The sequence below is a fragment of the Streptomyces sp. NPDC041068 genome, from assembly GCF_040647455.1.
In the GTDB taxonomy this organism is placed as follows: domain Bacteria; phylum Actinomycetota; class Actinomycetes; order Streptomycetales; family Streptomycetaceae; genus Streptomyces.
On sequence record NZ_JBEZCG010000011.1, the window covers coordinates 349,287 to 374,978 of the forward strand.

The 25,692-nt window shown below is 72.1% G+C and carries 23 protein-coding genes; 15 read left to right on the top strand and 8 right to left on the bottom strand.

Annotated elements, in window-relative coordinates:
* Window positions 1-21: 21 nt before the first annotated feature.
* Window positions 22-264: an SDR family oxidoreductase gene (locus tag AB0B50_RS26495; protein WP_362336882.1), complete on the top strand. Its 243-nt coding sequence runs from the start codon at window positions 22-24 to the stop codon at window positions 262-264.
* Between the two features lie 260 nt (window positions 265-524).
* Here AB0B50_RS26495 and AB0B50_RS26500 read toward each other — a convergent pair whose 3' ends face one another.
* A complete protein-coding gene (locus tag AB0B50_RS26500; RefSeq protein WP_362336770.1) occupies window positions 525-1,634 on the bottom strand; it encodes a hypothetical protein in 1,110 nt (369 codons plus the stop codon).
* Window positions 1,635-1,753: 119 nt separating this feature from the next.
* Entirely contained in the window at window positions 1,754-2,770 is a 1,017-nt protein-coding gene (locus AB0B50_RS26505; protein WP_362336773.1) for an SGNH/GDSL hydrolase family protein, read from the bottom strand.
* A 476-nt stretch (window positions 2,771-3,246) separates the two neighbouring features.
* Between AB0B50_RS26505 and AB0B50_RS26510 the strand changes: the two genes are divergently transcribed.
* The 7 genes from AB0B50_RS26510 to AB0B50_RS26540 all read left to right on the top strand — a co-directional run bounded on the left by AB0B50_RS26510 (window position 3,247) and on the right by AB0B50_RS26540 (window position 11,387).
* The gene (locus tag AB0B50_RS26510) at window positions 3,247-4,287 is read left to right on the top strand and encodes a phytanoyl-CoA dioxygenase family protein (protein WP_362336776.1); all 1,041 of its coding nucleotides are present in this window, start codon (window positions 3,247-3,249) and stop codon (window positions 4,285-4,287) included.
* On the top strand, window positions 4,269-5,588 hold the full coding sequence (locus AB0B50_RS26515; protein ID WP_362336784.1) for a DUF6271 family protein: 1,320 nt from the start codon (window positions 4,269-4,271) through the stop codon (window positions 5,586-5,588). The genes AB0B50_RS26510 and AB0B50_RS26515 overlap by 19 nt, the downstream gene beginning before the upstream one ends.
* Entirely contained in the window at window positions 5,585-6,811 is a 1,227-nt protein-coding gene (locus AB0B50_RS26520; RefSeq protein WP_362336787.1) for a type III PLP-dependent enzyme, read from the top strand. Before AB0B50_RS26515 ends, AB0B50_RS26520 begins: the two co-directional genes overlap by 4 nt.
* Entirely contained in the window at window positions 6,808-7,362 is a 555-nt protein-coding gene (locus tag AB0B50_RS26525) for a GNAT family N-acetyltransferase (protein WP_362336789.1), read from the top strand. The genes AB0B50_RS26520 and AB0B50_RS26525 overlap by 4 nt, the downstream gene beginning before the upstream one ends.
* Window positions 7,340-8,578: an MFS transporter gene (locus AB0B50_RS26530; protein WP_362336792.1), complete on the top strand. Its 1,239-nt coding sequence runs from the start codon at window positions 7,340-7,342 to the stop codon at window positions 8,576-8,578. Before AB0B50_RS26525 ends, AB0B50_RS26530 begins: the two co-directional genes overlap by 23 nt.
* A gap of 173 nt (window positions 8,579-8,751) precedes the next feature.
* Window positions 8,752-9,690 carry a diiron oxygenase gene (locus AB0B50_RS26535; protein WP_362336795.1) on the top strand — a complete coding sequence of 313 codons (939 nt, stop codon included), beginning with the start codon at window positions 8,752-8,754 and terminating at the stop codon, window positions 9,688-9,690.
* Window positions 9,691-9,725: 35 nt separating this feature from the next.
* A complete protein-coding gene (locus AB0B50_RS26540; RefSeq protein WP_362336798.1) occupies window positions 9,726-11,387 on the top strand; it encodes an FAD-dependent oxidoreductase in 1,662 nt (553 codons plus the stop codon).
* Window positions 11,388-11,867: 480 nt separating this feature from the next.
* Here the strand turns inward: AB0B50_RS26540 and AB0B50_RS26545 are convergent, their stop codons facing one another.
* Window positions 11,868-12,917 (bottom strand): hypothetical protein, encoded by a 1,050-nt coding sequence (locus AB0B50_RS26545; protein WP_362336801.1) that lies wholly within the window; start codon window positions 12,915-12,917, stop codon window positions 11,868-11,870.
* A gap of 168 nt (window positions 12,918-13,085) precedes the next feature.
* Between AB0B50_RS26545 and AB0B50_RS26550 the strand changes: the two genes are divergently transcribed.
* The 6 genes from AB0B50_RS26550 (at window position 13,086) to AB0B50_RS26575 (ending at window position 19,808) form a co-directional block, all read left to right on the top strand.
* The gene (locus AB0B50_RS26550) at window positions 13,086-14,039 is read left to right on the top strand and encodes a DUF5829 family protein (RefSeq protein ID WP_362336803.1); all 954 of its coding nucleotides are present in this window, start codon (window positions 13,086-13,088) and stop codon (window positions 14,037-14,039) included.
* Between the two features lie 207 nt (window positions 14,040-14,246).
* Window positions 14,247-14,576 (top strand): phosphopantetheine-binding protein, encoded by a 330-nt coding sequence (locus AB0B50_RS26555; RefSeq protein WP_362336806.1) that lies wholly within the window; start codon window positions 14,247-14,249, stop codon window positions 14,574-14,576.
* Window positions 14,573-15,820 (top strand): cytochrome P450, encoded by a 1,248-nt coding sequence (locus AB0B50_RS26560; RefSeq protein WP_362336809.1) that lies wholly within the window; start codon window positions 14,573-14,575, stop codon window positions 15,818-15,820. Before AB0B50_RS26555 ends, AB0B50_RS26560 begins: the two co-directional genes overlap by 4 nt.
* Entirely contained in the window at window positions 15,820-17,181 is a 1,362-nt protein-coding gene (locus AB0B50_RS26565) for a condensation domain-containing protein (protein ID WP_362336812.1), read from the top strand. The genes AB0B50_RS26560 and AB0B50_RS26565 overlap by 1 nt, the downstream gene beginning before the upstream one ends.
* Before the next feature lies 1 nt (window position 17,182).
* Window positions 17,183-18,772: an amino acid adenylation domain-containing protein gene (locus AB0B50_RS26570; RefSeq protein WP_362336815.1), complete on the top strand. Its 1,590-nt coding sequence runs from the start codon at window positions 17,183-17,185 to the stop codon at window positions 18,770-18,772.
* 169 nt (window positions 18,773-18,941) lie between these two features.
* Window positions 18,942-19,808, top strand: a complete 867-nt coding sequence (locus AB0B50_RS26575; protein WP_362336817.1) for a calcium-binding protein — start codon at window positions 18,942-18,944, stop codon at window positions 19,806-19,808.
* 6 nt (window positions 19,809-19,814) lie between these two features.
* Here the strand turns inward: AB0B50_RS26575 and AB0B50_RS26580 are convergent, their stop codons facing one another.
* Genes AB0B50_RS26580 through AB0B50_RS26590 form a run of 3 tightly spaced genes read right to left on the bottom strand, consistent with a single transcriptional unit; the run spans window position 19,815 to window position 22,683 of the window.
* Entirely contained in the window at window positions 19,815-20,486 is a 672-nt protein-coding gene (locus AB0B50_RS26580) for a HisA/HisF-related TIM barrel protein (RefSeq protein WP_362336820.1), read from the bottom strand.
* A gap of 14 nt (window positions 20,487-20,500) precedes the next feature.
* A complete protein-coding gene (gene pdxA, locus AB0B50_RS26585; RefSeq protein WP_362336823.1) occupies window positions 20,501-21,475 on the bottom strand; it encodes a 4-hydroxythreonine-4-phosphate dehydrogenase PdxA in 975 nt (324 codons plus the stop codon).
* The gene (locus tag AB0B50_RS26590; RefSeq protein WP_362336826.1) at window positions 21,472-22,683 is read right to left on the bottom strand and encodes a four-carbon acid sugar kinase family protein; all 1,212 of its coding nucleotides are present in this window, start codon (window positions 22,681-22,683) and stop codon (window positions 21,472-21,474) included. Before AB0B50_RS26590 ends, pdxA begins: the two co-directional genes overlap by 4 nt.
* A gap of 187 nt (window positions 22,684-22,870) precedes the next feature.
* On the opposite strand from AB0B50_RS26590, the gene AB0B50_RS26595 reads away from it, so the two are divergent.
* On the top strand, window positions 22,871-23,785 hold the full coding sequence (locus AB0B50_RS26595) for a LysR family transcriptional regulator (RefSeq protein WP_362336830.1): 915 nt from the start codon (window positions 22,871-22,873) through the stop codon (window positions 23,783-23,785).
* Here AB0B50_RS26595 and AB0B50_RS26600 read toward each other — a convergent pair.
* Both AB0B50_RS26600 and AB0B50_RS26605 read right to left on the bottom strand, forming a co-directional pair.
* The gene (locus tag AB0B50_RS26600) at window positions 23,774-24,307 is read right to left on the bottom strand and encodes a hypothetical protein (RefSeq protein WP_362336833.1); all 534 of its coding nucleotides are present in this window, start codon (window positions 24,305-24,307) and stop codon (window positions 23,774-23,776) included. The genes AB0B50_RS26595 and AB0B50_RS26600 overlap by 12 nt on opposite strands.
* Window positions 24,308-24,329: 22 nt before the next feature.
* Complete coding sequence (locus tag AB0B50_RS26605; protein ID WP_362336836.1) at window positions 24,330-25,556, bottom strand: hypothetical protein; 1,227 nt, start codon at window positions 25,554-25,556, stop codon at window positions 24,330-24,332.
* Window positions 25,557-25,692 lie beyond the last annotated feature (136 nt).

Genomic DNA, 25,692 nt, shown 5'->3' on the forward strand with positions numbered 1-25,692 from the left:
GGTGCCGCCACCGCGCGGCAGCTGCGCGCCGTAGGTCACCGCGTGGTGATCTCCGGCCGCCGCGCCGATCCGCTGCGTGAACTCGCCGAAGGGGCAGGGGCGTTGGCCCACCCCGCGGACGCGGGCGACCCCGAGGCGGTCGCCGGACTCGTCGCCGCGGCCGTCGAGGTGTACGGCCGCGTCGAGGGGCTCGTGCTCAGTGCCGGGTCGGGCGCAGCGGCGCGGTCGGCGACATCTCCGTCGAGGACGGGGACACCGTCCTGACCGTCCTGCGCACCAACCTCACCGGGCCCTTCCTGCTGCTGCGCACCGCGCTGCCGCACCTGTTGAAGACCCGCGGCCCGGTCACCGCGGTCACCGCGGTCGTCGCGGTCGCCGCGCTGCGCGACGGCGTCGCCGACGCCGCGTAGGCGACGTCCATGCTGACCGTCGACGGCGGAGTCACGGCGGTCGACCCGGGAACGGTCGCGTTCGACTTCGGCGTCGCGCCGCGGGGTGGGACCGGCGGCCAGCGGAACCGGCGGCTAGCCGAACCGCTCCACGCGGAGGTGTGCCGGTGGGTACGGTGAGAAGGAGGTCGTGCCCACCGACCAGCAGCCGTTCGTCCCCGGAATCCGGGTGATGGCCTCCGGCATGTAGGCGTCGGGGGTCTCGGGGCCCCGCTCGCTGATCCAGGTCGTGCCGTTCCAGCGCAGGTAGTGGGCGCGTTTCTGGTCCCAGAAGTCCCAGCCGGAGATCACGTCCGGCCGGCCCCGGTCGTCTCCCACGATGCCGCTCAACAGGCCGACGCCGAACGGCGCCCCGGGGCTGATCCACCGGGCGCCGTCCCAGTGTTCGAGCCTGATGCCGGGCGGCTTGCCGGGTGGGCCTCCCACGCCGTAGGCGAAGCCGGTCAGCCAGATGTCGTCGTGCGCGACCGGCAGCAGTCCCGTCACCGAGGCCCGGATGCCGACCGCGCGCGGCACCACCGTCCAGGCGCCGTCCCAGCGGGCGATGACGTCGCCGAACACCCACACCTCGCCGCCGGGCGTCACCGTGACACCGGACGGCGTCGGCGCGGCCGCGTCCGGCAGTGGCCTGCACCAGCGCCAGGTGCCGCCGCCACCGCGCAGCAGCCCGGCCCGGTCGCCGTGCCGCCCCGACACCCAGAACACCCCGTCGGGCCCCGTCGCGACATCCGTGAGGCGGGTCCCGGGCTCACCGCGCCCGGGGAAAGCGGCCTCGCGCCAGGTCGCGCCGTCCCACGCGAGGAGCTGGTCGTGCCCGGCGGTGTCGGTGCCAAGGGCCCAGGCCGCGGAGCCCGCGGGGTCGACGGCGACCGCACGTAAGGCGCCCTTGTAGGTGAGGTGGGACAGGTCGTCCCGGGTCCAGGCGGTGCCGTTCCAGCTCAGGGAGACGGGGGTGCCGTCGGTGCCGCCGTAGCGGTTGTGCTCGCCCACGGCCCACGCGAGGTCGGGCCGGGCGGCGGCCACGGAGACCAGATGGGAGGCCGGCTGCCCGACGGGCGCGGGGACCTCCTGCCAGGAGCCGGCGGCGGACGACGGCCGGGCGGTGGCGATGCCGGCGAGCGGGAGGGGCAGGGCCAATCCGGCGCCGACGGCGGCCAGTCCACGGACGAAGACGCGTCTTCGCACGGGAGAAGCCGTGGGAGGAGCCATGGGAGATGCCATGAGAGGAGCCTTTCCTCAGGAGGTGGGTTCAGGGTGCGCAACACCCTGAACCGAGCCCCGTGAGGCGTCAATGCATGCGGATGCTAGTTCTTCCCGAGCGTCTTGAGGACCGTCGCCGCCTGGTGATCGGCGCCGAGCTCGTTCGGGTGCAGCGGGACCGCGAGGCCGGGCGGGTTGGTGGTCAGCGGGATGAAGCCCTCCACCCACTTGGTGCCGGGCAGCTTGCACACGTCGTGCCCCACGCTGCCGCTGTAGGTGTCCACCAGGCGTACGTCGAAGTCCTCGATGTCGGCCTTGGCGCGTCGCACGGCCTCGGCCAGCGCTCCGTTGATCTCCTTGAGCTTCTCGCCGAGCCACATCAGGTCGCCGTCGTTGACCTGGACGTACGGGTAGCAGCCGCGGTCGATGGGCACCCCGGCGAGATAGTCCACGACGAGGACGGTGGCGTCGGGGGAGAGCGCGTGGGTGCGCTTCAGGGCCCCGTACACCTTGTCGTCGACGGTGGCGATCCGCTGCGACATCAGGTCGACGCCGCGGTCGACCCAGCCCTTCTTGCACTGGCCGCCGAGGGGAGCGGGCAGGGCGAGGCCGGGTGCCAGCTCCAGGGACGGCAGCAGGTTGAAGCAGGAGGCGGCGGCGCCGGCGAGGCCCGCGTCGTTGCCGCCGATGCCGATCGTGACCAGGTCGGTGCGGGGGGAGAGGCGGCCGAACTGGCGCGGGTTGGTGCCCCGGAACAGCCCCAGGTGGTTGATGTCCTGGGCCTTGTCGAAGTCCTCGGTCGTCGCGGCGCCGCACGTGGCGTCGCGGAGCGTCTTCACGCCGAGCGCCTGGGCGACCTTCTTCGGGTAGTTCCACGTGGACTGGAAGCAGGCGTACGGGGTGTGCTCGGTGGAGACGTTGGTCAGGAGGGCGACGTCCGCGGACCAGGAGTCGCCGAGGGCCACGTACTCCTCGTACGCCTTCCTGGGCTTCTCGGGAGCGGGGAGCGGCCCCGCATGGGCGGGCAGGGCGGTGGCGAGCGCGGAGCTCGCGGCGAGGGCGAGGGCGAGGGCGACGGCGGCGGTGGCGGCGCGCAGGCGGTGCCGGGTGGGGGAGGGCATGGCAGCCATCCAGCCACCGATGCGGCTCCGTGTTCGGGATTCCCGGAGCGGGTTCACCCGTGCGCGTCACAGGGGTCGCCCGACGGTGCGATCTACCCGTTCGGCCTGACCCGTACGGGCCATGCCCGGTGTCCGAGCGGACATGGACGGCGTCCGAGCGGTCGTACCTGGCGGCCGTACCGATCAATGGTCTGGACCAACTAGCGTCGGTGGGGCGGCAGTTGCCCAGGGCGAAATCTTTGCGTGGGCATCACGTGACGGGGGAGTGAACTGGGCGTAAATATGGCCTTTTTGGCTACAAAGGCGCCCAATTCAATTGTTGACAGCCGGAGTTGGTCTAGTCCATTTTGGTGGGACGCAAGTTCGACAGAGGGTGGGCGCGACACGCGCTGCCCCGGCGGACCTGAAGTGGTCCCGGCCGACCCCGGCGTGGAGACCTGCCGCCGGAAGTAAGAAACCCGACCTTGGAGCACCACATGGCAGCGAGTGACCGCTACCTCCACCGAGCCCCCTCGGACGTCCCGTACTTCAGCGCGGACGCCGACACGTACCTGGCCGAAACGCAGCTGCGGGACCTGAAGAAGACGCGCCCGCTCAGGGTCCTGTCCGAAGAGGACTTCGCCCACTGGCAGACGTACGGCTACGTCGTCGTCAAGCAGGCCATCCCGTCCGAGGCCGCCAAGGACCTCCTCGACTTCGCCTGGGAGTTCCAGGGCCTGGACCGCGGCCGCCCCGAGACCTGGTACGAGGACCGCGAGTTCCGCTCGGACCTCGACCGCGAACTGCACGTCTACGGTTTCGTCGAGGCCTACCACCACCAGCTCATCTGGGACAGCCGCCAGACCCAGCGGGTGTACGACGCGTTCGTCGACGTCTGGGACTGCGAAGAGCTCTGGGTGACCCTGGACCGGCTCAACCTCAACCCGCCCAACGTCAAGAACCGCTCGCGCTCCCTGATCGCGCCCACCGAGCGCGGCTTCGACATCAACCTCCACTGGGACGTCGACACCACCCTCGGCGTGCTGCCCCAGCGCGTCCAGGGGATCATCGCCCTGGACGACACCCGGCAGGAGCACGGCGGCTTCCAGTGCTGCCCCGAGCTGTTCCGCCGGTTCGACCGGTGGAAGGCCCTCCAGCCCGACGACCGCGACCCCATACGCCCCGCGATCGACCGCGAGGAGATGCCCGTGGTCCGCCCGGAGCTAGAGGCCGGCGATCTGCTGATCTGGAACGGCCTGCTGGCCCACGGCGTCGCGCCCAACACCTCGAAGGACGGCGTCCGCGCGGTCCAGTACCTCTCGATGATGCCCGCGCTGGAGTCCCACGAGACGCTGCGCCGCTCCCGCGTCGACTCCTGGAGCAACCTGAGCACGCCGGAGTGGAACGCCACGCTCCTCGGGAACGCCCACAAGCACGAGTCCCTCCGGTACGGCACCGCCGCGCTCAACGACCTGGGGGCCAAGCTGCTCGGCCTCAAGTCCTGGAACGGGGAAGCCGCATGCGACGCATCTGCCTGACACTGCCCACCAACAGGGCCTGCCCGGACACGATCGCGGCGATCGGCGAGGAAGCCGCGTACGCGGCCGCGCACTTCGACGTCGAGGTGCACCTGCTGATCCTGGACTCCTCCGACACCGCCACGTTCGCCGCCCACGCCCGCGCGGCACGTGCCCTTCCGGCCGTGCCCGGCGTCGTCGTGCACCACCTCGACGAGCCGACGCAGCGCGACTTCCTGCGCAGGGCGATCGCCGGTTCCGGGACCGCCAAGCCCGACCTGCTCCTCGAACTGATGCTCCCGGACGGCCTCTCCTACGGCGCCTGCACCAACCGCGCCTTCCTCATCGCCGCCGCGCTGGGCTGCGAGTCCGTCCACCGCAGGGACTCCGACAGCCGCTACCAGAGCGTCGACGGCGAGCCCGTCTTCCCCGTCCACCACGAGCTGATGTCGCTGGGCAGGCCCGCCGCGGACGCGGCGCACGGCGTCACCGAGACCGTCCTCGACGACCGCCACACGCACAAGCGCGTGGCGATGGTGGGCAGCTCCTTCGTGGGCGAACTCTCCGTGGACATCGGCGAGATCCAGCGCATCGACCCGGACGTCTACCACGACGTGGTCAGCCTCTGGGCGCCCACCGACTGGACCGCGCAGCAGAAGCGGGAGCTCGTCGAGGAGTCCTTCCGCGGAGCGGGCACCGAGCTCTTCGCGCGCGACCACGCCACGCTCACCCTGGTCGACCCGATGCGCGTCGACATGTGCAACATCAGCTTCCACGGCGTGCACGAGCGTGTTCCGCTGCCGCCCGCGACCGACACCATCGGCAGCGACTACTTCCTCATCCACCTGGTCCACGACGCCGCGCTGCCCGGCGTCCTGCACAACCGCAACATCGTCAACTTCTACACCGCGGAACGCAGGACGGACGCCGGCTTCCTCGCGTACCAGACGCGCTTCGCCAAGTTCTTCCTGTCGATGCTCTACTTCAACCACATCTACGACCGGATGACCGCGGCGGGCGAGGCACTCCTCGACGGGAACGGGCATGTCCGCGCGTCCGTCGTCGCCGAGTTCGCCCGGGAGAGCACCCTGCTCGAACAGGTCGAGAACATCGACCGCCTGGACCGCCTCGACACCTCCTACCGCCGACTGGGCGGCAGGTACGCCGAGTTCGCCGACCACCTGGCCGCGCGCCGCGAACGCCTCCTCGACGAGGCGCGGAGCGACATCGAGGACTTCGCCCTGCTGATCGAGGCGTGGGAGCCCCTGGTGCGCGCGAGCAGGGACACGGGACCGCTGCCCACGGTGGAGCATTCCGGATGAGCGCGACGACGACCCACGGGCCGCGCGAGGCGCACGGCTCGTTGACCGAGCACGACGCCGCACCGCTCCTGGACGCCCTGGCGGCCGCCGACCGCGACCAGATCGTCTTCGACCTGACCGGCATCGAGGAGCGCTACGACGCGCTGCGCCGCGAACTCCCGGGCGTCGCCGTCCGCTTCGCCATGAAGGCGTGCCCGGTGGACGAGGTGCTCGCCCGTCTGGCGCTGCGCGGCTGCGGAGTGGACGCGGCGAGCCCCCGTGAGGTGGAGCAGGCCCTGGCCGCCGGTGTGCCGATCGGCCGGATGCACTACGGCAACACCGTCAAGTCGGATCGGAACATCGCCGACGCGTTCCGGCTCGGCATCAGGGACTTCGCCACCGACAGCCTGGAGGACGTGCGGGCTCTCGCGCGGCACGCCCCGGGCAGCCGGGTGTTCTGCCGGCTCGCGACGAGCGGCGAGGGAGCGCTCTGGGGGCTCAGCAACAAGTACGGCTGCTCGCCCGACGACGCGGTGACCGTGCTGGAGACGGCGCGGGAGCTCGGCCTCGTGCCCGCCGGTCTCTCCGTGCACGTCGGCTCCCAGCAGATGACGGCCGAGGCCTGGCACAGCGCCTTCGACCTCATCGCGGACGTCCTGGACGCCCTCGCCTCGCGCGGGATCGCCCTGGACCACGTCAACCTCGGCGGCGGGCTGCCCGCGCGCGGGTACCGCGACAAGCACGGCACCCCGCTCGACCCGCCGATGGACAAGATCTTCGCCGTCATCCGCGAGGGCATGGCCCGCCTCGGTGAGCTCCCCGGCCACCGCCTCGACTTCGTCGTCGAGCCGGGGCGCCATCTCGTGGCCGACCACGGGGCGATCCGCGCGCACGTCTCGCGTCTGTCCGCGCGGCGCAGGCCCGACGGCGAGCGCCAGTACTGGCTCTATCTGAGCTGCGGGAAGTTCAACGGCCTCTACGAGATGGACCAGTTGCAGTACCGCCTGGTCTTCCCCTCGCACCAGGGCGCCGAGTCCGTCCCCGCCGTGGTGGCGGGCCCCACCTGCGACAGCGACGACGCCTACTCCCACGAGCACGGCCTGATCCCGGTGCCCAAGGAGCTCGCGTCGGGCGACCCCGTGTGGGTGCTCTCCAGCGGCGCGTACGCGACGAGCTACATGACGCAGGGCTTCAACGGCTTCAGCCCGCTTCCGTACACCTGGATAGACGGCGAGAGCGCATGATCGACGACATACGCGTACGTCCCATAGCCGACGGCGACTGGGACGACATCGCGGCGCTGGAGTCCCGCGCCTACACCCCGCTCGGCCTCTCCGAGGGCCGGGCCGAGCTGGAGTCCCGGATGCGGGCGTCGCCCTCCACGTGCTTCGCGCTCGACCTGGGGTGGCAGTTCGCGGGCTATCTGCTGGCCCTGCCCTACCCGGAGTCCGCATACCCGGACCTGCGCGGGACCGAGGGGGCGGCGCTCCCCTCGCGCAATCTGCACCTGCACGACATCGTCGTCGCGGAGCACGTGCGCCACCGGGGGCTCGGGCGTCACCTCCTGGGGCACCTCACCGCCACGGCCCTGGCCCAGGGGTACGAGCGGATCTCCCTGATCGCGGTCGGCGGCAGCGAGACGTTCTGGTCGGCCCGCGGCTTCACCGCGCGGGACGGCGCCGCCCCCGCGGGATACGGCCCGACCGCTGTGTACATGTCCAAGGCGGTGACGGCCGAGGTGTCGTCGCCGGGAGAAACAGGAATGTGGGCTGATGCGGGTGCTCCGCGTGCGTGATCCCTTCCACCGCGGCCAGTTGGCGATCGCAGCCCTGTTCTGCTCGCTCGGCTTCCAGTACGCGACCTGGGCGTCGCGGATCCCCGCCATCAAGACCGACCTCGACCTGACCGCGGCGGAGGTCGGCGTGCTGCTCATGGCCGCCGGAGTCGGCGCGGCCGTGTCGTTCCCGGTGGTGGCGGTGCTGATGAGGCGCCTGGGCTCGCAGCGCCTCGCGCTCGTCTCCGCGCTCCTGCTCGCGCTGATCCTCCTTGCGCTCGCCGCGGCGCCCAACTACCCCGTGGCGCTCCTGGTGATGTGCGTCGACGGTGTCCTGGTGGGCTGTCTGAACGTCGCCATGAACGCGCAGGGCGCCGCGCTGGAGAGCCGGTACGAGCGCAACGCCATGGCCCGGCTGCACGCGACGTTCAGCGGTGGCTCCCTGCTCGCCGCGCTGCTCGCCTCCGGCATGAACGCGGTGACGTCGACGGTGGCCGTGCACTTCGGCGCGGCCGCGCTGCTCATGCTGCTGCTGGTGGGCTTGGCGCGCACCGGACTCCTGACGGACGACCGGACCGCAGAGAAGGGGAGGGAGAAGGAGGCGCAGCAGGACCAGGAGCAGTCGGCGAAGAAGAAGTCCCGCAAGTGGGCCATGCCGACCCGCGTGACGCTGTGGATGTGCGTCGCCATGGCGTTCGGCACCGTGACCGAGGGCTCCATGAACGACTGGTCGGCCCTCTACCTCAAGGACGTCGTCGACGCCTCGCCCGAACTGGCGCCCCTGGGCATCGCCGTCGTCTCCGGAATGATGGTCGTCGCCCGCCTCTTCGCCGACGGCTGGCGCAGCCGCTGGGGCGACGGCCGCATCGTCCTGTACGGCAGCGCGCTGGCCGGAGTGGGTCTGGCCCTCGCCCTGCTCAGCGGCGGCCTCGTACCCGCGCTGCTCGGCTTCGCCTGCGTCGGCCTCGGCATCGCGGCCGTCACACCGTGCGTCTATGTGGCCGCGGCCGGACAGGGCTCGGACTCGCTGACCCTGGTCGCCGCCATGGGGACGACGGGTCTGCTCGCGGGGCCGCCGCTCATCGGGTTCATCGCGAACGCGAGCAGCCTGGTGTGGGGCCTGGCGGCCGTCGCCGCGTCCGCGCTGGTCGTGTCCGCGTGCAGTACGCAGATCACATGGCCGGCCCCGAGCAGGCGGGCCGCCGAGAGTATTCCGGAGTCGGCCCTGTCCGAGTGAGCCACGAGTCGGCCCGCGTGAATCCCGCGCGAGGTCCGTTCAATCTCGTACTTACCCGAGGGTAGGCGCGCCCGACCCCCTTGTTATACGTTCTGTCTAACAAGGGGGTCGCGGCCTGCCCTGCGGGGGCGCTGCGTTCCGCTGCCCGGACGTCTGAGTCAAGGAGCCGCAGCATGGCAAGCAGCACTGTTCGGCCGAGCACGAAGGGCCACTCCCCGGAGGGCTCCTCAGGGGACTCCCCGGAGGGCGACGTCGCCCGGCGGCTGCTGGACTCGGCCGCCGTGCTGGCGTACGACCCGGCGACCGAGGTCGACTGGGAGACGCCGCTGGACCGCGACTTCCACGGCGCGAGCCCGGAGTGGAGCACGCTCTACGGCACCGCCTACTGGCGGGAGTTGACCGAGGAGCAGCGCAAGGAACTGACCCGGCAGGAAGCCGCGTCGGTGGCCAGCACGGGCATCTGGTTCGAGATGATCCTGCAGCAGATGGTGCTGCGCGACGTCTACGCCAAGGACCCGACCGGCGCCGAGGTCCAGTGGGCGCTGACCGAGATCGCCGAGGAGTGCCGCCACTCCATCATGTTCGCCCGCGGCGCCCAGAAGCTCGGCGCCCCCGCCTACCGCCCGCACCGTTTCGCCACCGAACTGGGCAGGGTCTTCAAGTCGGTCGCCTTCGGCGAGGCCGCCTACGCGGCGATCCTGGTGGCCGAAGAGGTGCTCGACGTCATGCAGCGCGACTGGATGCGCGACGAGCGGGTCGTGCCGTTCGTGCGCACCATCAACAACATCCATGTCGTCGAGGAGTCGCGGCACATGAAGTTCGCCCGCGACCAGACGCGCAAGCAACTGGCGGGCGCAGGCCGGGCACGCCGCCAGATCAATGCCCTGATCATCGCCATCGCGTCGTACGTCATCGTCACCAGCATGGTGAACCGGAAGGTCTACGCGAACGCGGGGCTCGACGAGGAACGCGCGGTCACCGAGGCGAGGGCCAACGAGCACCACAAGTCCATGATGCGCTCCAGCTGTTCGGGCCTCATGGAGTTCCTGGCCTCGTGCGGTCTGCTCACCAGGCCGGCCCTGGTCTTCTACAAGCGCGCCCACCTCATCTGAGACGAGCCGAGACGAGCCGAGCCGAGAAGACGGACATGACCTACGCCATCACCCAGACCTGCTGCAGCGACGCCACCTGCGTCGCCGTGTGCCCGGTCAACTGCATTCATCCCACACCGGAGGAGCGGGCGTTCGGCAGCACGGAGATGCTGCACATCGACCCGAAGACCTGCATCGCCTGCGGGGCCTGCGCGGATGCCTGCCCCGTCGACGCGATCTTCCCGGTGGACAGCCTGCCGCTCGCACAGAAGGAGTACGCCGACATCAACGCGGCGTACTTCGAGGGCGAGGCGGAGGACGAGGCCCCCCAACCGGCGCCCGCCGGGCCGAACTTCCACGTCTGGGGCGAGCCGTCCTTTCCGCGTGTCCTGCCCGCCGACTTCGCCCCGCTGAAGGTCGCCGTCGTCGGCACCGGACCCGCGGGCATGTACGTCGCCCAGGACCTGCTGCTGCACACCAGCGCCGAGGTCACGCTCATCGACCGGCTGCCGGTGGCGGGCGGCCTCGTACGCTACGGCGTGGCGCCGGACCACCCCGCGACCAAGAAGGTCGGCGAGACCTTCGCCCGCTTCCACGCGCACCCCAGGGTGCGGATGCACCTGGGCCTCGACGTGGGCACCGACGTCACCCCGGAGGAGATCGCGGCCCACCACGACGCGGTGATCTACGCCGTCGGGGCATCCGCCGACCGCCGCCTGGGGGTCCCCGGCGAGGACCTGCCCGGCAGTATCTCCGCGAGCGCGTTCGTCGCCTGGTACAACGCCCACCCGGACGCGGCGCCGGACGCGATCGACCTGTCCGCCGAGCGCGTGGTCGTCGTCGGCAACGGCAACGTCGCCCTGGACGTGGCGAGGATCCTGCTCGCCGACCCCGACACCCTCGCCCGCACCGACATCGCCGACCACGCGCTGCGGGCCCTGCGCGACAGCAGGGTGCACGAGGTGGTCCTGCTCGCCCGGCGCGGCCCCGAGGACGCCGCGTACACCAGGTCCGAACTGCTCGCCCTCAAGCACCTGCCCGGCGTGGACCTGGTCGTCGACGACCATGACCCCCGCGTCGCGCCCGCCGTCGAAGCGGCCGGCGCCAAGGACAAGGCGGCGGTCCTGCAAGGCGTCACGCGCGCTCGCCCCGACTGGGCCGCGCCGCCGGAGCCGGGCCGCAGGATCGTGCTGCGCTTCCACTGCGAACCCGCCGAGGTCGTCGGCGCGGACCGGGTCGAGGGCGTGCGGGTTGCGGCGGACGCCGGGGAGCGGACGATTCCTGCGGGCCTGATGCTGCGCGCGATCGGCTACCGCGGCGTGCCCGTCACCGGACTGCCCTTCGACGAGACCACGGGCACCGTGCCGCACGAGGGAGGCCGGGTCACGGGCCTGCCGGGCGCCTATGTGGTGGGCTGGATCAAGCGCGGGCCCAGCGGCGGCATCGGGGCCAACCGCACCTGCGCCGCCGAGACCGTCTCCACGCTCCTCGCCGACGCGGTCGCGGGCGCGCTCCCCGCCCCGCGGCACGCGCCGCGGGCCTTCCACCGTCTCGTGCGGCGCCGCAACCGCCACGTCGTCGACGCCAAGGGTCTCGCCGCGATCGAACGGGCCGAGGTCACGCGCGGCCGCGGCGATGGCCGCCCGCGGGTCAAGCTGGCCACGGTGGCCGAGCTCGTCTCCACGGCACGGGCGGGGCGCACCGGTCTGCTGCGCTGACGGAGGTACGGACATGCAGGCGCGGCCGCGCCCGGCTCCCCCCTTATGGCGCGGCCGACCCGCCTCAACTATTGCCTCGATGCGCGGGAGTTCACCGAGGGCAATAGGAGCATCCTGTCGATGGCGCCCACGTACGGGCTTTCGTGCACGTGCTCACCCTCACGCCTACCCCCGGCACGAATCCCACACCGATTGAAGTGCGGAGCACCGCGCAGCGCTCTCGCGTCACCACCGGAACGCAGGCGGTTCAGCCGACCGGCGGCGTCTGGGGGGGCGAGTGTGCCGAGCAGAAAGCCCCGGATTCCTCGTGGGATCCGGGGCCTTCCTTCGCGAGCGCTGGGCAGGCCTTGCACCTGCATTTCCCCGCAGGAAGCGGGGCGTCTTTCCTTGGACGACCAACGCCGGGCCCGCTGCCGTGAGTTCGGCGGTGAGCACGTGAAAGACCGTACCCCAGGGAAGCGGCCGTGGGGAAATCGGCCGCTACTGGATGCTGTGGCGGTGCGGATGTCCCGGGTCGGCCGGGCAGGCGAAGACGTTGAGTTCGCCCGCGCGCCCCACCACGACCTTGGTCGGTGTGGCCGCGGGGTACGGGGGCCTGCCCCGGTCCTCCACCGGGGTCCAGCTCCCGCTGCCGCCGTCCCACTCCGAGCTGTCGATCGTCAGCAGCAGGTGCATCGGCGTCGAGCAGGTGAGGCAGTCCATGCGGGCCGGATCGGTCAGGTGCCAGGAGGCGAAGCCGCCCGCGCGCCAGCCGGGTGGAATGGACAAGTCGTACTGATAGGCGGGTGGTTCGGGGGCTGCCTCTTCTTCCGGATCGTCTTGCGCATCGGCCTCCTCCGCCGCCTCCTCCAGGGCCTCTTCCCGGGCGTCGATGCGGGCGCACAGCTCCTCGGGCAGCAGACCGGCGAAGGGGTAGGTGGTGACTTGTTCCGGGTGCAGCACGCACGGCTCGGCCACATACCCCTCGTAGCCCACGACTTGGGGCACCGGCGGTGTCGTGAGGGCCTCCGTGATCTCCCACGAACGGTGCCAGCGAAGGTCCAGGGACATGCCGTACCCGGTCCTGCCGTGGCGGTCGAAGGGGCACCAGAAGACCTGGAGCAGATCGCTGCCGTCGGGTCCATCGCGCAGGTCGGGGACGTCTCGCCGGTACAGCTGAGCGACGCCGATCATCGGGATCGGGTCGGTGTCCGCGATGCCCGTGACGCGGTGTTCCTTGCCGAGTTCGTCCAGGAGCCGGCGCTCGTCGTCCGTCAGCGGCGCGTGCGGGTCTCGCTCGGTCGCCGTGGACAGGACGTGCCGTTCCCGGTGGATGTCGTCGATGCGGCGGCCGCGGCCGCGCCGGTGCGGTTCCGTGCACACCGGCCACGGCTCATGGGCGGGCCACAGCAAGGGGCCGCCCACGGAGCTGGACGCAACGTCCGGGCTGCCCGGACGCGGGTGCAGCCGGGTCGTCGTCCCGCGGTGCGCGGCCAGTTCGGGGAAGAGCGCCTCGACGTCGAGGGGTCGGGGCGGCGTCGTCCGGGTCATGAGGTGTTCCTGATCATGGAGGCGACCTTAGACACCCCTCGCCCCATGGATCGCAATGACCCCAAGGATCCCTCGCACCACAGCACGCAAGGCACCGCGCCGATGGTTTTGCGCCGTCCTGGCCGGAGCGACAGCGTCCGCGATTCTGTCCGACCTACGATCGCCTGCATGCTGCTGCGCCGGAAGTTGCGGATGGTCATGGCCCTCGTCGTGGCGCTCGCCGCCGCCCTCGTCTGGGCGGTCCAAGGCAGTGCCCGGGCGGCGCCGGTCGAGGAGGAGGAGCCCTCTCCCGAACGGCAGTTGCTGTTCTACAACCATGCCTACGGCGTGGTCGACCGCGAGACCGCCGACGCCGTCGAGCACTCCGCCTATCTGCGGGACTTCGCCAACTTCCAGGTCCGCACCACCACCGGGTCCGACGGGCGGACATGGAAAGGCCGCTATCTGATGGGCCGCGAGACCTACTTCGAACTCTTCGGAGTCGGAGACCTGGAGGGCAAGGACGGCGCGTTCGGCTCCACGGGTACGGCGCTCTCGGTCGAGCGCGCGGGCGACTTGGCGACGGTGAACCAACGCGTACGCGACCTGGGGATCACCCCGACCGAGTTCCTCCAGACGCGCGACTTCGGCGACGGCGTCCCCGTGCCGTGGTTCGACGGTTTCTTCGCCTTCCCCGCCAATGAGTACGACTCCTTCGGCGCCTGGAGCATGGAGTACCGGCCGGAGTACTTCGCCGACCCGCGCGGCAGGACCGAGCCGCCCAACTACCCCGGTGACGTGGGCCGCGAGCGCTACCTGAACGACGAGTACCGCGACCACCGGATGCGCGACGTGACCTCCATCCACCTCGCGATGTCCCGGCGCGACGTGACCAGTACGGAGCCGTTGCTGCGCGCCGGAGGGTTCGTCGTGAAGGACGTTCCGGGTGGCGGCATCGTCGCGGTGCGGGGCGGTACCACGATCCGGCTCGACGCGACGACACGCGAGCAGGCGGGCCTGAAGAAGATCACGTTCGCCCTGAACGAGCCCGTGAAGCAGCGGCACACGGAGCGGATCGGCCGGTCGACGCTGGTCGTGGGCCAGGGTGCCACCGCGACGTGGACGTTCGACGCCCCCGAGTAGCAGGGCCTTCGGCAGGGAGCCCCCGCCTGGCAGAGAGACCCCGCCTGGCAGGGGCCCCCGAGCGGCCGAACTCCCCTCAGGTGGGAACCACTTCGTCCGGTTCATCACTGATTTCCTTTTGGCCGGAAAGCGTCGTTGCCGCGTCACCACAGTGATGTCAGCATCAACCAACGCCGTTCTGATCTGCCTTGGGGGAGGCTGATGCCGGTGGAGGACCGTCTCGCAATCGACGGCACAGGCGCGCGCGACGCGCTCGGCATGACGACCGACTACATCGCACCCCGTACGTCCACCGAGCACAGACTCGCCGCACTCTGGAACGCCGGCCTGGAGATCGCTCCCATCGGCGTCGAGGACGACTTCTTCGAACTCGGCGGCGACTCCCTGCTCGCCGCCGAGCTCCAGCTGGCCATCGACCAGGAGTTCGGCGTCGAGGTGCCCGCCGCCGCGCTGTTCCTGACGCCCACCGTCGCCGCCCTCGCGCAGGCCGTCGAAGCGGCGGCGAAGAACGGCGCGGCCCCGGAGCCGAGCCCGTGAGCACCGGGTTCCCGGAGGTGAACCTCGCCGATCCGGACCTGTACGCCGAAGGAGACCCGCACGCGGCCTGGCGCACGCTGCGCGAGCGCGCGCCCGTCCACTGGCAGCCGGTCAGCGACACCCTCGGATTCTGGTCCGTGACCCGGTACGCGGACGTCGAACGGGTCCTGGAGGACCACGCGAGTTTCACCTCCGAACAGGGCACCCTGCTCAGCCTCCTGGGCCGCGACGACCCGGCGGCAGGACGCCAGATGGCAGTCACCGACCCGCCCCGCCACGACAGGATGCGGGCGCCGCTGCACCGCGCCCTGCGCCTGCGCTCCGCGGAAGCACACGCCGACCTGATCCGGGCCGGCGTCCGAGAACTGCTGCCCGAGGCCCCACCCGGCGAAGAGCTCACCTTCGACCTCTCCGCGGCCTGCGCCCAGCTCCCGCTGGTGGTGCTCGGACCGCTGCTCGGACTGCCCGCAGCCGACCGGCCCCGCCTGGTCCGCCTGGCGATGATGTGCGCGGCTGAGGACGACCCCGAGCACCAGCTGCCCGGCGGCCCGGCGGCGACCCTGGAGCGCGGACACCGCGAACTCTTCGCGTACTTCGCCGACTTGGTGCGCGACCGGCGACGCAGAGGGGAACCGGCGGACGGCCACGGCGACCTCGTGGACGTCCTCCTCGCCATGGAGGTCGACGGGCGGCGCCTCACACCCGGCGAGGTCCTGTCCAACTGCTACAGCCTGCTCCTCGGCGCCAGCGTGACCCTCGCCCATGTCCCGCCCGCCACCGTCCTCGAACTCTCCCGCACCGGCCGTTACGCCCACTGGGCCACACGCCCCGAACTCATCGACGGCTGCGTCGAGGAGGCCCTGCGCTGGGCCTCGCCCGCGAGCCACTTCATGCGGCACGCACGCCGACCGCTCGACCTCGCGGGCGTGCCCGTCGCGCGCGGCGACGCGGTCGTCGCATGGCTCGGCTCCGCCAACCACGACCCCGCGGTCTTCGAACGGCCCCGGGTCTTCGACCCGTCCCGGCGCCCCAACCGTCACCTGGCGTTCGGCGCGGGCCCGCACTACTGCGCGGGCGCGAGCATCGCCCGCGTCACCCTGCGGCTGTTCTTCGCGGAACTGTTCGCCCGGTACGAGGAGATCGAGGTGACGGGCGCGCCCCGGCGGGCGCGCTCCACGTTCCTCTCCGGCATCACACACCTGCCCGTACGCGTTCGGCCGAGGCGGAAGGAGGTGGCGCGGTGATGGCAGCCACGCCCCGCGGGACAGACGACACGAACGGCCGCGCGACCCAGTCGACGTACGAAGCGAGCCGGGGAGCGCATGGCGCGAGCCAGGGGATGTTCGAAGCGACGTACGCCCAGGATCTGTTGGACCTGGTCGAGACGCTGCTTCCGGGCGCCGTCCTGCAGCCGGGCTTCCTGGTCCGCGCCGCCTACCGGGTGGCGGGAACGGTCGACGAACAGGTGCTGCGGCAGGCGCTCGACGACGTGGTCGCCCGCCACGGCGCGCTGCGCACCCTGCTTTTGCGCGACCACGACGGCGTCCTTCGCCAGCGCGTCCTTCCGCCCATGCCCGCCCGGCTCCGTGTCGACCGCCTCGCCCCGCAGCAGTCGGCCGACGACTGGATCGGCGCGGTCACCACCCGGCCCCACCCGTGCGACGAACCCCCGCTGTTGTGGGCCTACTTGGGCCGCCGCGAGGGCGACGAAGGAACGTCGCTGCTCGTGCTCGTCGCCCATCACATCGCGGCCGACGCCTGGTCGCAGGACGTCATCGCCCGCGATCTGGTCGCCGCCTACACCGCCCGCCTGAGCGGTGAAGGGCCCCTGCCCGTCGACGTCATGCAGTACGCCGACATCGCCGCCGAGGACCGCAGCGACAAGTGGCAGGCCCGGATCGGCGAGGCCCTGCCGTACTGGAGCGACCGGCTCGCCGGGGCCGAGGGCCTCGGCCTGCCCGCACAGACGCCGAACGCCCCGCAGGGGCCGACCGCCGTGCACGCCTTCCGGATCGACGACGGGCTGCGCGACGCCGTGCGGGCCGCCGCCAGGCGAGGGCGCACCACTCCGTTCACGCTGCTCCTGACCGCCTTCGTCGGCGCGCTGCTGCCACCGGGGGACGCGATGGTCCCCGTGATCACCGCAGGCCGCATCCCGTCGGAGTGGGGCACCGTCGGCTTCCTGCTCAACGTCCTGCAGATCCGTGTCGACAACCCGGGCCCCGGCGGCCTGAGCGAGCTGTGCCCCCGCGTCGACCGGCGGTGCCGCGAGGCGTACGCGAACGACATCCCGCTGATCCCCGTCCTGCGCCAGAGCCCGCGGCTCCTGGAGCGGATGACCGCGCGGGACCGTGTCGCCCCGGCGTTCCAGATGATCGTCCGCCCGCCGACCCGTGCGTCGGACCGGCCGCCCGCCCTCGCGCTCGACCGCGTGCCGCTGGACGCCCAGCCTCCGCTGCCCATCCCGCTGACCTTCCTGTGGACCATGCGCTGGGACGAGGAGCCGGGCGGATACGTCACCTACGACGCGCACCTGTTCAGCGCGGCGTGGATGGAGCGAGCCGTGGAGACCTATGTCAACGCCCTGACAGAACTGGTCTGTTGAAGTGGACGGCACGCCCATCGGTGACCAACTCCCCTCCGTGGGGCGGTGGGTGAAGGGTCCGCCGTTCGCGGGCTCCCCGCCGCACATCCTGGACCTCGTCGAACCGCGCCTCGGTGCCGCCGCGGCCGCCGTCGTCGACAGTGAGGGCGTCTTCGGCTACCGCGCCCTCGACGAGGCGTCCGGGGCGGTCGCCCGCCTGCTGCTCGCCCGTGGCGTCCGGCGGGACGAGCCGGTCGTCGTGCATGCCACCGCCTCCCGCTGGGCGGTCGCGGCGATGCTCGGCGTCCTGCGGGCCGGCAGTCGCTACGTGCCCGTCGACGCCGGCTTCCCCGAGGACCGGCAGCGCCGCATGGCGGAGCGGAGCGGCGCCCGCTTCGCGCTCGTGCCGGATGAGCCTGGGGAGACCGATGCGCAACAGCGCCCCTGGGGCGACAGTGGCCCGGAGCGCGTCCCCTGCGGCCCCGCGGATCTAGGCCCCGCGGATCTCGGCCCCGCGGACCTCGGCCCCGCGGATCTCGGCCCCGCGGCCGACGGAGCGTTCACCGGGCGGCGCGGCACCCTCGCGTACACCTGTTTCACCAGCGGCTCGACCGGCCTGCCCGAACCCGTCACGGTGCCCGCGACCGCCCTGGGCTGGTCCACCGCCGCACGCCTGCGGCACTACACCGATCCCGTCGGCGTGTTCCTGCTCTGCTCGTCGATCTCCTTCGACAGCTCCATGGCGGGCATCTGGTGGACCCTCGCCACCGGCGGAACTCTGGTCATCCCCGAGGGGCGGCCGGGGGACCTCCTCGCGACGGCCCGCGCGGCCGAACGCCATGGCGCCACCCACCTGTTGATGGTCCCCTCGCTGTACGGGGCTGCGCTGCGCGGCGGGCTCGCGCCGCGGCTGCGGACGCTCACCACCGTGATCGTGGCCGGGGAGAGCTGCCCGCCCGCCCTCGTGGCCCGGCACATGGCCGAACTCCCGCAGGCGAAGCTCCACAACGAGTACGGGCCGACCGAATGCACGGTGTGGGCGACCGTCCACACCTGCACCCCCGCCGACGCGCGCGCCCGCACGGTTCCCATCGGACGCCCCGTCACGGGAGTCTGCGCCTACCTCGCCCCGGGCGCGGACGGCGGGCCGGGGGAGCTGTGGCTCGCGGGCCCCGGCCTGGCGGACACCGACGCCCCCACGGCGCGGAACCGCTTCGTCACCCGCGACGGCACCCGCTGCTTTCGCACAGGGGACCTGGTGACGCTCGGGGACGGCGGCGAACTGCTCTTCCACGGACGCTCCGACCACCAGCTCAAACTCGGCGGCCTGCGCGTCGAGCGCGGCGAGATCGAGCAGGCCCTCACCGCGTGCGACGGCGTCGTCGAGGCGGGCGTCGGCCTCACCGCGACGGCCAGGCCGCGCCCGATCGGCTTCGTCGTCACCGCCGCCGACGAGGCGATCGACGTGCAGCGGATCCGGACCCAGCTCCTGCGGACCCTGCCCACGACCGCGCTGCCCGCCCGCGTCATCGCCGTGCCCGCGCTGCCGCGCCTGCCCAACGGCAAGGTCGACCACGGCACGCTGGACCACCGGGCGGCCACCGGAAAGTGACCGCGGCCCCGTGATGAACCCTCCGCGTCGGGCGATGAACCCCTGGTGAACAAGCGGTGCCCGCACACAACGGAGTTCCGAGGAACACGTCTGACCTGGGTGAGGTGGGAACGCCACCCGCGGCACACGCAGTGCCGTACGCACCACTGAACTCCCTGGAGAATCAAGCATGTTCGCTCGTTCGTTACGGACCCACGGCCTGCGCCCGCTCGGCGTCGCCGCCGCGCTGGCCTGTACGGCCGCGGTCGTCGGACTCACCGGCCCGCAGGCGCAGGCCGCCGATGCCACGACCGCGACGGTGGAGGCCGTCTCGGGTTCACGCCTGAGCTACACCGCGGCCCCCGGCCAGGTCAACGACGTGACCGTCACCACCAAGTACCGCCAGATCGACGAGTACGAGTACGTCTTCGACGTCACCATCGACGACCGCGTCGCGATCAGCGTGGCGACCGACACCGAGTGCACCTACCCGGACGGCTCCGACCGCACCACCGTGACGTGCACCATCGCGGACCCGGGCGACCGGGCCTCCGACCTCATCACCCTCGGCAGCTACCTCGGGGACAAGGACGACAAGCTGACCGTCGCCGCGGGCAACCACGCCTACCTCCAGACCCACGGCGGCACCGGCAACGACGTCCTCAAGGGGGACGGCTCGACCTCTCAGTACGGCGAGGACGGCGCTGACCGCCTGGAGGGCGGCGGTGGCGTCTACGGCGAGGGCTCCTTCGGTGGCGCGGGCGACGACACGCTGACCCGCTGCCGCTACGACTGCGACGGCGGCGCGGGCAACGACACCCTGCAGGGGATCTCGGGCGGCCAGGGGCACACCCTGACCGGCGGCGACGGCGACGACACGATCCGCGGCAGCAAGGACGGCGAGAAGATCCTCGGCGGCCGCGGCAACGACAAGCTGTACGGCGAGGCGGGCGACGACGTCATCTACGGCAACAGTGGCGACGACCTGCTGCACGGCGGTCCGGGCAACGACACCCTGTCGGGCGGCCCCGGCACGAACAAGGTCTACCAGGACTAGGAGCCGTCAGGACCAGTCGCTCACGCCGACCACCGCGGCCAGTTGGGACCTGAGCGTCCCGGTGCGGGGCCGCAGGGAGCCGTCGAAGACGGCGGAGCCGATCGTGAAGGCGTCGGCTCCTGCCGCCGCGAGCTCCCGTATCTGATCGGTGGTGGTGATCGAACCGGCGACGACGAGACGGCCGGTGGTCGCGGCACGGGCGGCGCGGACCAGGGCGAGCGGTTCGGCGTCGACGGCACGGTACGCGAGCAGGTCGACGCCCGCGCAGCCCGCCGCGCGCGCCCGCCGGCAGTCGTCGGCGACGCGCGCCGGATCACCGGCCAGACGCGTGGGATGGCCCAGGGGCTCTCCGGCGAAGGGCAGGTACCGCACGGGCGTGCCGTCCAGGAGGGCGAGGGTCTCCTCGATCCAGGTGCCGCCCATGAGCCAGTCGACGCCGAGTTCGACGGCGGTGCGGACCGAGGCGAGGGCCTGCTCGCGGTCGGTGCTGACGACTTCGAGGTAGGTGGTCACCCCCAACTCCCTGAGGGAGTCGTGCAGTTGCGTGAGCGTCTCGCGGTCGACCCCGACGTCCTTGAATCCGATGTGGGTGATGCCGAGGCCCCGCACGGCGTCGAGGACGTCGAGGCAGTCGGTGACGGTGCGGTCGTCGCGGGTGAGCATGAAGATGAAGTCCACGGTGGTCCTCCGGCTCAGGTGGCGGTGAGTTGGGCGGCGTGCCGCAGGGCGGTGAGCAGACTGGTGTGGTCGGCCCTGCCCAGGCCCGCGATGTCGAAGGCGGTGCCGTGGTCCACGCTGGTGCGGACGAAGGGCAGTCCGACGGTGACGTTCACGCCGTGTTCGAGCCCGAGGTACTTGACGGGGATGAGCCCCTGGTCGTGGTACTGCGCGACCACGGCGTCGAACTCCCCGGCGCGGGCCCGCATGAAGACGGTGTCGGCCGGCCAGGGTCCGCTGGCCAGGATCCCCTCGCTCCGTGCCGCGCGGACCGCAGGGGCGATGACATCCAGGTCCTCGCGGCCGAACAGGCCGTTCTCGCCCGCGTGCGGGTTCAGGCCCGCGACCGCGATGCGCGGCGCGGACAGGCCACCGCGCGCCAGCGTGCGATGAGTGAGCCGGATGACGTCGAGTTCGCGCGCGGTGTCGATCGCGTCGAGGGCGGTGCGCAGGGACTGGTGCACGGTCACGAGCACCACCCGCAGGTCGTCGTTGACCATCATCATCGCGTAGTCACGGGTGCCGGACAGGTCCGCGAGGATCTCGGTGTGCCCGGGGTGGGGGACACCGCCCAGGCGCAGCGCCTCCTTGTTGACGGGCGCGGTCACCAGGGCGCGGACCGCGCCGTCCAGGGCCAGTTCGACGCCGCGGCGGACGTACGCGAAGGACGCGGCGCCCGCCCGTGCGTCGACGGCGCCCCAGGGCAGGTCGGCGGGCAGATCGCTCCCGGCGATGACATCCACCGTGCCCGGTGCGTACGTCGCCTGTTCGACGGAGGTGATGAGGTGCGAGATGAGGCCGGTGCCGGTGAACGCGTCGGCGCGGGCGAGGACTTGGGGGTCGCCGATGACGACGACGGGCACGGTCCGCCGCGGGTCGGCGCATGCCTTGAGGGTGATCTCGGGGCCGATGCCGCAGGGGTCACCCATGGTGAGGGCGATCGGGGTCATGCGTGCTCTCCTCGCGGTCGCAGGGGCGTGTCGGCGGGGTGCCGGACGAGGTGGCACAGCCGCAGGAGCAGGTCGTCGTCGCCGAAGCCGCCCGCCTTGACCAGCACGGGCAGGTCGGGCCGTTCGAGCGGGGTGCCGCGGGCGACGCCGGTTTCGGGCTCGTCGGTGAGGTCGATGCCGGTGGTGCCGAGGGCGTGGAGCACGGTCGCGGCGGTCTCCCCGCCGGTCACGACGAGCGCGTCGACGAGGCGCTCGTCGACCAGGGCGCGCACGTGTGCCGCGAGCGAGCGGGCGAGGGTCTGCGCGACGGGCGCGGGGCGGCGCGCGTCGGGCGTCCCCAGGGTGAGGACCGGGGCCGTCAGGGAGCGCAGCGTCCGGGCCTCCCCGGCAGGATCGTCGCCGACGGTGACCCCCTGGACGTCGGCGCGGGCACGCAGCGCCGTCAGCTGCCGCCTCGTGGCGGGGTTGGCGCTGCCGACGGCGACGAGCGGCCGCAGCGCGGGCAGGGGCACGGGGAGCGCGTCGCCGTCCGTGCGCGCGCACCGCCGCGCCAGGGCGGCCGCGAGCCCGGGGGAGCCGACCCACAGCACGTCGGCGAGGTCGGGCACCGCCGCCACCAGGCGGTCGAGGTCGGCGTCGGTGCGGGCGGAGCAGACGATCAGGCCGCCCCTGTCGATGAGTCGGGGCAGCTCCGCCGCACGGTCGGGGGTGGCCCGCACGGCCTCGGGGAACACCGCCGCGAGGTCCGAGCAGCGCACCGGGTGCACCGGATCGCGGGCGTACTCGCTCTCGTGGACCGGCACACCACGTACGTACTGGACCCCCGACACCGTCACCCTGCCCTCGGCGGGAAAGGCCGGGGCGAGGACGACGGCACTGCGCCGCGAACCCGCCCACGCCGCACGGACCTCCGCGGTGACATGGCCGCGCAGGGTGGAGTCCACGGTCTTGAGCAGCAGTCGGGAAGCGGTGCACGCACGCGCCGCCCGTTCGGTCCGCGCCGCGGCGGCCGTCTCGTCCAGGAGCCGGGTCCCGAGGTCGACCGCGGTCACGCCCGGACCACCCGGGAGCGGTGCCGTTGGGGCGGAGAACAGGATGCGTGCGGCGTGGCCGCCCCGGCGGAAGGGCGCGGCTCCGTCCCCGGCACTGGTGAGGTCGTCCGCGAGCACGGCGATGCCGCCGTGCCGGGAACCGTCGAGCGCTGTCATGCCCCATCCCTCCGTCGGTCGGCTGCCGTTGTGACCGTGGCCGTGGCCGTGGCCGTGGCCGTGGCCGTGACTGTGGATGTGCCGGTGACGTGACAGCGCCTGTGACTGTGACGGAATCAATGGTCGTGCAGGAAAAAGCCCTGGACAAACGATTCATTGTCACGAGAGCTGTGACTAGAGTTCACGGATGCGCTGGTCGGCCCTTCCCCCTCTGAACACCCTGCTGCCCTTCGAGGCAACCGTCCGCCACGCGAGCATGACCGCGGCGGCACGGGAACTGCATGTGACGCACGGCGCGGTGAGCCGGCAGATACAGAACCTGGAGCGGGCCCTCGGCGTCTCGTTGTTCGTACGAGGGGCACGCACCCTGCGGCCGACCCCGCAGGCGCGCCAGTTGGCCGCCGTCGTCAGGGACGCGCTCGACCAGATCGACGGCGCGGCCCGGCAGATCTCACGGCGTACGCCCGCCGGACCGCTCACGCTCTCGTGCGAGCCGACGCTCCTGATGCGCTGGCTGATCCCGCGGCTGCCCGACCTGACGGAGAGCGTCCCCGACCTCACCGTCCATCTGTCGGCGGGCGGCGGCCCCGTCTTCTTCGAGCGGGACGGCATCGACCTCGCGATCCGCAGGGACGACTTCGCGCTGCCCGAAGAGGCAAGCCGCACACGGCTGTTCGGGGAGCGGATCGGGCCGGTCTGCCGACCCGACCTGGCATCGCGCCTCACCGACGGCGCCGGGGTGAGGGACGCAGTCCTGCTGCACACCGGCACACGCCCACGGGCCTGGGACGACTGGCGCGGCATCACCGGCCTGGGGGCGGAGCCCGTGTCCGAACAGACCCTTGAACACTTCTATCTGACGCTCCAGGCCGCCACGGCGGGTGTCGGGGTCGCGATCGCGCCGTACGCCGTCGTCCACGACGACCTGGAGCGGGGGCAACTCGTCGCCCCCTTCGGCTTCGTGCCCGACGGGACCAGCTACCACCTGCTCAGCCGCCGCCCGCCCGAGCGGGAGGAGCGTGTCGGGCGGCTGACGTCGTGGCTCCTCGCCCGGACGGCCGGTCTTGAGAGCACCGCCGATTCGGCCGGGTCAGCCGTCTGAGCCCTCGGCGTGGGCCGCGATCTCCGCCAGGGACAGGCCCAGTTCGTCGTGGAGGAACCGGACGACGGTCCAGTGCGGCAGGGCGTCCTCGTCGAAGGGCCCGAACGCGGCGGTGTACAGGGGGATCCACCGCAGCGCCTCCTCCGCGGCCGTCGCACGTCCCGGAGCCTCCTGGTAGGCGTCGTACGAAATGCTGCGGTGGTGGATGAAGTGGCCGCCGGGGAGCCGCTGTTCGCACAGCTCGCGGTACTCGCGGGTCTGCAGGATGAGGTAGTGCCAGATCTCGTCGATGTCCTGCTCGACGGGGAGGAACAGACCGCCGAGCCGGTCGGGGTGGCGGGAGACCAGGTAGAGGTAGCGGAGACACTCGCGGACCTGGTGGGTGACGTAGGGGATGCTCGGGGCGACGGGCTTGGTCGCGAAGTGCCGTACCACTTCTTCGTGGAGCTCGGTGCCCAGCAGTTCCTCGGCGGTGGGGGCCGCGGCGGAGGTGGTGTCGGCGGGCGGTGCGGTCGTGTGCATGGGGGATTCCTGTCGGTCGTCGCTAGGGCGTGGTCAGCCAGGCGTACTTGCCGGAGCGTCCGATCGGTATGTGCGCGCGGTGCTCCACTCGGCAGCGGCGCCCGGTCAACTCGCCGACGGTAGCGGACAGTTCGGCCTCCTCTCCGGGGGTGAGCGGTGCGCCGTCGAAGGTCGTGCACCACAGGAGGGCGTGGCCCTCGCCGCTCAGGTGCAGCTGGTGCAGGAAGACGCGGGGCGAGGCGTCGGCCACGCGCGTGTCGAGATCGGCCTGCGCCACCGGCCCGTCGGGCGTGGGCAGCAGCTCCTTCTCGCGGCCGCAGAACGAGGCGATCTTCTCCGGGTCGGCGCCGCCGTCGTGGGTGCGGACGCAGTCGCCGGAGCGGTAGCGGACCAGGGGCATGTACGGGTTGCGGACGCTCGTGACGATGAGGCTGTGGATGCCGCTGCCCGGCTCCACCGGGATCAACTCCACGCTCATGTCGTGCAGATAGGGCCGGTAGCGGCCGTCCGCCTCGCTGTAGAAGAGGTAGCCCAGCTCCGTGCTGCCGAAGAGGTCGACGACGGGGCAGTCGAAGTGGTCGCGCAGATACGCGCGGACGTTCAGCGGTGTGTACTCGTACGCGTGGATGATGCCGGCCGGCCGGGGGAAGGCGTCCCACAGGTCCCACTCGGTGACCCTGCGGACCAGGTGTGCCAGGTGGTAGCCGGAGCAGTCCAGGAGGTACGCGCCCCGGGGGTGCGCGGCGGCCGCCTCCCGGATCTCCTTGAGGATGCGCTCGACCTCGGATCGCTCCCAACCGGCCGGGTCCAGGCGGCGGTTGAGGTAAAGCGTGCGGTCGTCGAGCCAGCGCTCGCCCGGCGTCGTGCCGGGCTTCGCGGCGTTGACGCGGGCGACGTGCTCGGTGGCGAGGACCGTGGTCAGGGAGACACGGCGGGCCCCTTCGTGCCAGAGGGGGCCGAGATCGGGGTGCTCGCTCCACAGGCGGTAGTAGGAGCGGAGCAGGAAGTACGGCGGCCGGATGAGCTGCATGCGGGCGTGGTTGGTCCCGGTGGACAGCACGAACTCGGCCTCGCCCGTCTCCAGGGCGCGGGACAGCTCGGGGGTCATCCAGTTGTCGGGGAAGCCCCGGGCGATCTCCGGCTTCTCCAGGATCGGGAAGTCGCCGCGCTCGACGGACGCGCGGTAGAGGGGGATGTCGCGGACCCGGTCCAGGACATCGGCGCTGGGCATGCGATGCGTGCTGGGCATGCGGTTCAAGAGGGCTCCGGTGGGGGCGGGGGAGTGAAGGGGGGCGGGGGGGGGCGCCCCCGCGGGAAACACCGGCCAACTGCCCCGCGGGCCGAGTATCAGACCCCGCCGGGGCGCACCGCAAAACCGCCGCACG

Bases quoted from the DNA above. Each gene is read 5' to 3' on its own strand.
- AB0B50_RS26575 (WP_362336817.1), top strand. From the start codon at position 18,942: ATGTTCGCTCGTTCGTTACGGACCCACGGCCTGCGCCCGCTCGGCGTC.
- AB0B50_RS26590 (WP_362336826.1), bottom strand. From the start codon at position 22,683: ATGACAGCGCTCGACGGTTCCCGGCACGGCGGCATCGCCGTGCTCGCG.
- AB0B50_RS26530 (WP_362336792.1), top strand. From the start codon at position 7,340: ATGCGGGTGCTCCGCGTGCGTGATCCCTTCCACCGCGGCCAGTTGGCG.
- AB0B50_RS26565 (WP_362336812.1), top strand. From the start codon at position 15,820: ATGGCAGCCACGCCCCGCGGGACAGACGACACGAACGGCCGCGCGACC.
- AB0B50_RS26600 (WP_362336833.1), bottom strand. From the start codon at position 24,307: ATGCACACGACCGCACCGCCCGCCGACACCACCTCCGCCGCGGCCCCC.
- AB0B50_RS26540 (WP_362336798.1), top strand. From the start codon at position 9,726: ATGACCTACGCCATCACCCAGACCTGCTGCAGCGACGCCACCTGCGTC.
- AB0B50_RS26535 (WP_362336795.1), top strand. From the start codon at position 8,752: ATGGCAAGCAGCACTGTTCGGCCGAGCACGAAGGGCCACTCCCCGGAG.
- AB0B50_RS26525 (WP_362336789.1), top strand. From the start codon at position 6,808: ATGATCGACGACATACGCGTACGTCCCATAGCCGACGGCGACTGGGAC.
- AB0B50_RS26550 (WP_362336803.1), top strand. From the start codon at position 13,086: ATGCTGCTGCGCCGGAAGTTGCGGATGGTCATGGCCCTCGTCGTGGCG.
- AB0B50_RS26545 (WP_362336801.1), bottom strand. From the start codon at position 12,917: ATGACCCGGACGACGCCGCCCCGACCCCTCGACGTCGAGGCGCTCTTC.
- pdxA (WP_362336823.1), bottom strand. From the start codon at position 21,475: ATGACCCCGATCGCCCTCACCATGGGTGACCCCTGCGGCATCGGCCCC.
- AB0B50_RS26605 (WP_362336836.1), bottom strand. From the start codon at position 25,556: ATGCCCAGCACGCATCGCATGCCCAGCGCCGATGTCCTGGACCGGGTC.
- AB0B50_RS26595 (WP_362336830.1), top strand. From the start codon at position 22,871: ATGCGCTGGTCGGCCCTTCCCCCTCTGAACACCCTGCTGCCCTTCGAG.
- AB0B50_RS26520 (WP_362336787.1), top strand. From the start codon at position 5,585: ATGAGCGCGACGACGACCCACGGGCCGCGCGAGGCGCACGGCTCGTTG.
- AB0B50_RS26515 (WP_362336784.1), top strand. From the start codon at position 4,269: ATGCGACGCATCTGCCTGACACTGCCCACCAACAGGGCCTGCCCGGAC.
- AB0B50_RS26505 (WP_362336773.1), bottom strand. From the start codon at position 2,770: ATGCCCTCCCCCACCCGGCACCGCCTGCGCGCCGCCACCGCCGCCGTC.
- AB0B50_RS26510 (WP_362336776.1), top strand. From the start codon at position 3,247: ATGGCAGCGAGTGACCGCTACCTCCACCGAGCCCCCTCGGACGTCCCG.